This window comes from Enterococcus malodoratus (assembly GCF_027659535.1).
Lineage (GTDB): Bacteria > Bacillota > Bacilli > Lactobacillales > Enterococcaceae > Enterococcus_A > Enterococcus_A malodoratus.
Genome location: NZ_JAQDPG010000022.1, coordinates 1 through 3,758, shown reverse-complemented (window position 1 = coordinate 3,758; position 3,758 = coordinate 1). Strand labels below are relative to the sequence as shown.

Here is a 3,758-nt window from a genome sequence, read left to right as displayed (position 1 = left end):
GATGGAATTAGAAAAAATGATTAGTGACAGTTTGAGTGATTAGGAGGACGGCGAATGAGTAAAAAAGAGGGTTTCGTTGCCGACAATATGCGCTTTATCAGTAAACATGTGGGCGGAGAAAGTGTCTTGTATTTTGATGTAAGCAAAGATGAGGTTTGCATCCAAACAGTTAGGGAACCTGAAAATACTCAGCATGATATCGTAATGACGAAAAATGAATGGGAAGTGTTAGAGCGACTTATTGATATTCAATTAGTCCGCTAACCACGCCAATCAAGGAGGCGAAAAAAATGAATTTAATATTACTAATTATAAATTGCATCACGTTAAATCAACTCTATAAAGCAAAGAAGCAATTGAACCGCTATAAAAAAAGCGTTCAACTAAAAAGCTGAACACAGTTTTACTTAGTTGTCCAAAAAATCTGTTAAGGCGTCACTTGGAGTGTCAATTTGATCTGAAGGATCATGATTATCAAAATTTGGAACAATATTATTAATATTCAATTCTATTAGTTTTCTTAAAGCATACAGTTCTGGTGAACTATCATAAATACGTTCCTCAAGTTCTTCTGCATTGTTTTTATAAAAACGAAGAGAAATTTCTTCAGTAATACCTGAGGGAATCATCATTCCTTGAAATGTAGCTAACAAAAAGATTCCTTGCTTAACTTGTAAAACGTATGAAACATCTGGAATAAAGTGTTGAGAGTGTTCAAAAAATTTGTGATGAAAATTTGAATCGTTGTCGTTGTATTTTTGCCACCAATAAACTCTCTCGGCTGTTTCATTAATTAGTTTATTGACAATATCTTTTTTTTCCATTTAGTCAAATCCTTTCAATATAAGCACTTAGGTTTGATATACAACGCTTAACTGTATCCCATTCTTTATTTTTCAGAGAGGAATATAGTGATCTAAATATTTTTTTCTTTTTCTTTTTGAGCAGGGGATAGGACTCTTCAAGATCAATAAGAAACATTTTTAGGGAATGTACATCGATGTTATCAGTATCATTTTTGTCGATAAAAATTGAATACGCCTTTAAATCACCAATAATTTGATCGCTTTTGAGATTGAGGACTTGCTCATCTTTGGCATTTTCAATCTTATGCTTGATCCTGATTGAGAAAAATAATGTACAACAAGAAACTATGAATGAAAGAAATCCAATCAAAGTATTAAATTTTTCGATAAAAGTCACAAAAGCATTTACTCTATCCATGACATCACTCCCTAACGTGATTATATCAGAAAAAGAGACTCTACTAAGCTAGATAAAAATATTTATAATGGAAAATCAATTTGGAATGTAACTCAGCCTATCAAAGAGAAAAGAGGAATGAAATGAATAAACAAGAATTGATTGAAAAGCTCAGAGAACATGGAGCATGGTGTACAGAATGCCATGATATCAATGGAAAAAAAGATAGATACGTAAAAGCCGCTAAAGTTAGAGAGTTGCTTGACCAGCTAGACGAACCGCAGAAAGTCAAAGTGCCTGAATGTGTGGCGGGATACATCGTTTGGTGCCACTCGGAAGGGCTAACCCTGTGGGAAGTGTTTAAAACCATACGTGGAATGCCTGAGAAAGTTTGGGAATGGCTTAAAGATGAAGAGCATCAAGCTATATTCTCAAAAGCTTACACAGACGGCTACGAGGTCGAGGAAGAGCCGAAGTGGAAAATAATTAATGATCAAAAATACTGTCTGACATCAATAGAAGCAGGGTATGGCAACTCGTTACATTGGGCTTTCGACAGTACGAAGAAAAAGCCGATCCTCTTTGACAATGAGGAAACGGCAATGTATACCGCATATATCACTGGCGGCACAGTCGAGAAAGTGTAGGTGTGAGAATGGAAGAAAATATGACGATTGAGTTCGTAAAAGAATGGATTGATAAGCACAATCTTACAAAAGGATCATTCGATCGGATTATGAATGATTTAATTTACAATTCAGGCCATAACTATATAGATAATCCATATCTTAGATATTGGCTAATTGATAACACATATAAATTTCGAGATATGTTGCCGGTTGAACTCAACGACAATCAACAGATCGTGTTGGAGTGGTTGAAGGAAGCATACAAGCGAACTAAATGGTCAAGCCCGTTCGGGACTGTGTACTCCACAATAAATATCCACGAGCTGTTCGTGCGAACGAGACTAACCAAAGCGCAACAATTCCAAGTCTTAGCAGCTTTTGCGGAATGGGGGTGCAAATCCAATGAATGAAAAATGGAAAACGATAGAGCTAGAAGGTCATTTATACGAGGTATCTAATTTTGGCAGAGTGAGAAGTATCAGTAGATTTATTTACAGAAAAGATGGAATAAAAAGTTGGTATGAAGGTAAGGAACTTAATATTTCAGAAACTAATAGGGGATACAAAGTTATAAATATAACAAACACAAGAAAACATACATGTACTAGATATAAACTCCATAGATTAGTAGCTGTTTGCTTTGTTGATGGAAAAACCAGAGATAAAAAATATGTGAATCATATTGACGGAGATAAAAGCAACAATAACGCGAACAACCTTGAATGGGTAACCGATGCGGAAAACAAAAGACATGCAGCGAAAAATGAACTTTATTGCCAGGGGTCGCGACACCCAGAAGCCAAATTTACAGAAGAGGAAATACAAGAAATTAGAAATCAGTACAATAACGGCATCAGTCAAGCCGAACTTAGGAAAAAGTACCACGTCTCGAACGCGACAATGTTCAATATAGTCCACAATATTTCGTGGAAATCAGTGAAAGAGGTGGCGGAATGATGAGCATAGAGAAATTTACTGCATTCTGTTTTATAGGATTTTTATTGTGGCTATTAGTCATGGGAATCATTGACTACAACAAATACTACAGAAAATAAAGATCCGGTAACCGAAGCAATAGAGGAGGAAAAATGAAGTCAGAAATTGAAATCGGCAAAGTCTATAAATTGACAGATGCGAATCCTCATGCGTTTTCAAAAATAATAAAAGTATCTCAAAACGAAATTTGGAATGATGTTTTGGAAGACGATGAATTAGCGACGCTGGCATGGGGCGATTGGTATCAATGGGACGATGAAAATATCTACTGCCTTTTTGGAGCTGGATTTGACACGTATAGACTGGCTCCGACAACTAAAGAAGAAATTGCCATTTACGAGGATAAAATTAAGAAATACCGATCGGAGGACGACAATGATACCGAAGTTTAGAGCGTGGGATAAACACGTGATAAAAATTAGAAAAGTTACCGAGATTCATTTTGATGATAGCTTGATTTATTTAAAAGCAAATAACGGAAAAGGTTACTATTGCAGTTTTAGTGACATCGAACTCATGCAATCAACAGGACTGAAAGGTTATATGGACGATAAATATGAGGATGACCAGGAAAAGGATGTTTATAAAGGCGACATCATTGATATCTTTTGGGAAGAGTGGCCGATGGGGTATTACCAAGAAAACCATATGATAGGTGTAGTTGATAAAGACGAAACGGGAATGGCATGGATAATCAAAAATGCTAAGTATGACTTCGATACTCCGAAACCTATACCTAGTGAAATTGATGGGATTTCTGTTTCTATGAGTTTGCCTGATGCAGAAGATTTAGAAGAAATATTTTTGCACAATTTTAACTTATCATCCAGCGATGTAACTATTTTAGGTAACATCTACGAAAATCCAGAGCTGTTGGAGGCGATAGAATGAAATTAAAAGAACTAATCGAGCAACATACGTTAAAAGTTG

The 3,758-nt window shown here is 35.7% G+C and carries 8 protein-coding genes; 6 read left to right on the top strand and 2 right to left on the bottom strand.

What is annotated here, in order from left to right; all coding sequences use genetic code 11:
* Positions 1–54 precede the first annotated feature (54 nt).
* Positions 55–264, top strand: coding sequence for a hypothetical protein (locus tag PGP85_RS21115; RefSeq protein ID WP_270329181.1), 210 nt, complete (start codon positions 55–57; stop codon positions 262–264).
* Positions 265–407: 143 nt separating this feature from the next.
* Here PGP85_RS21115 and PGP85_RS21110 read toward each other — a convergent pair whose 3' ends face one another.
* Together PGP85_RS21110 and PGP85_RS21105 are read right to left on the bottom strand one after the other, a co-directional pair.
* The gene (locus PGP85_RS21110) at positions 408–824 is read right to left on the bottom strand and encodes a hypothetical protein (protein WP_270329178.1); all 417 of its coding nucleotides are present in this window, start codon (positions 822–824) and stop codon (positions 408–410) included.
* A gap of 4 nt (positions 825–828) precedes the next feature.
* The gene (locus PGP85_RS21105; protein WP_270329176.1) at positions 829–1,224 is read right to left on the bottom strand and encodes a hypothetical protein; all 396 of its coding nucleotides are present in this window, start codon (positions 1,222–1,224) and stop codon (positions 829–831) included.
* 122 nt (positions 1,225–1,346) lie between these two features.
* On the opposite strand from PGP85_RS21105, the gene PGP85_RS21100 reads away from it, so the two are divergent.
* The 5 genes from PGP85_RS21100 to PGP85_RS21080 all read left to right on the top strand — a co-directional run bounded on the left by PGP85_RS21100 (position 1,347) and on the right by PGP85_RS21080 (position 3,719).
* Positions 1,347–1,850, top strand: a complete 504-nt coding sequence (locus PGP85_RS21100) for a DUF1642 domain-containing protein (protein ID WP_270329174.1) — start codon at positions 1,347–1,349, stop codon at positions 1,848–1,850.
* Positions 1,851–1,858: 8 nt separating this feature from the next.
* Positions 1,859–2,242, top strand: coding sequence for a hypothetical protein (locus tag PGP85_RS21095; RefSeq protein ID WP_270329172.1), 384 nt, complete (start codon positions 1,859–1,861; stop codon positions 2,240–2,242).
* The gene (locus tag PGP85_RS21090; protein WP_270329170.1) at positions 2,235–2,789 is read left to right on the top strand and encodes an NUMOD4 domain-containing protein; all 555 of its coding nucleotides are present in this window, start codon (positions 2,235–2,237) and stop codon (positions 2,787–2,789) included. Before PGP85_RS21095 ends, PGP85_RS21090 begins: the two co-directional genes overlap by 8 nt.
* Before the next feature lie 131 nt (positions 2,790–2,920).
* On the top strand, positions 2,921–3,220 hold the full coding sequence (locus PGP85_RS21085) for a hypothetical protein (protein WP_270329169.1): 300 nt from the start codon (positions 2,921–2,923) through the stop codon (positions 3,218–3,220).
* The gene (locus PGP85_RS21080; RefSeq protein WP_270329168.1) at positions 3,204–3,719 is read left to right on the top strand and encodes a YopX family protein; all 516 of its coding nucleotides are present in this window, start codon (positions 3,204–3,206) and stop codon (positions 3,717–3,719) included. Before PGP85_RS21085 ends, PGP85_RS21080 begins: the two co-directional genes overlap by 17 nt.
* Positions 3,720–3,758 lie beyond the last annotated feature (39 nt).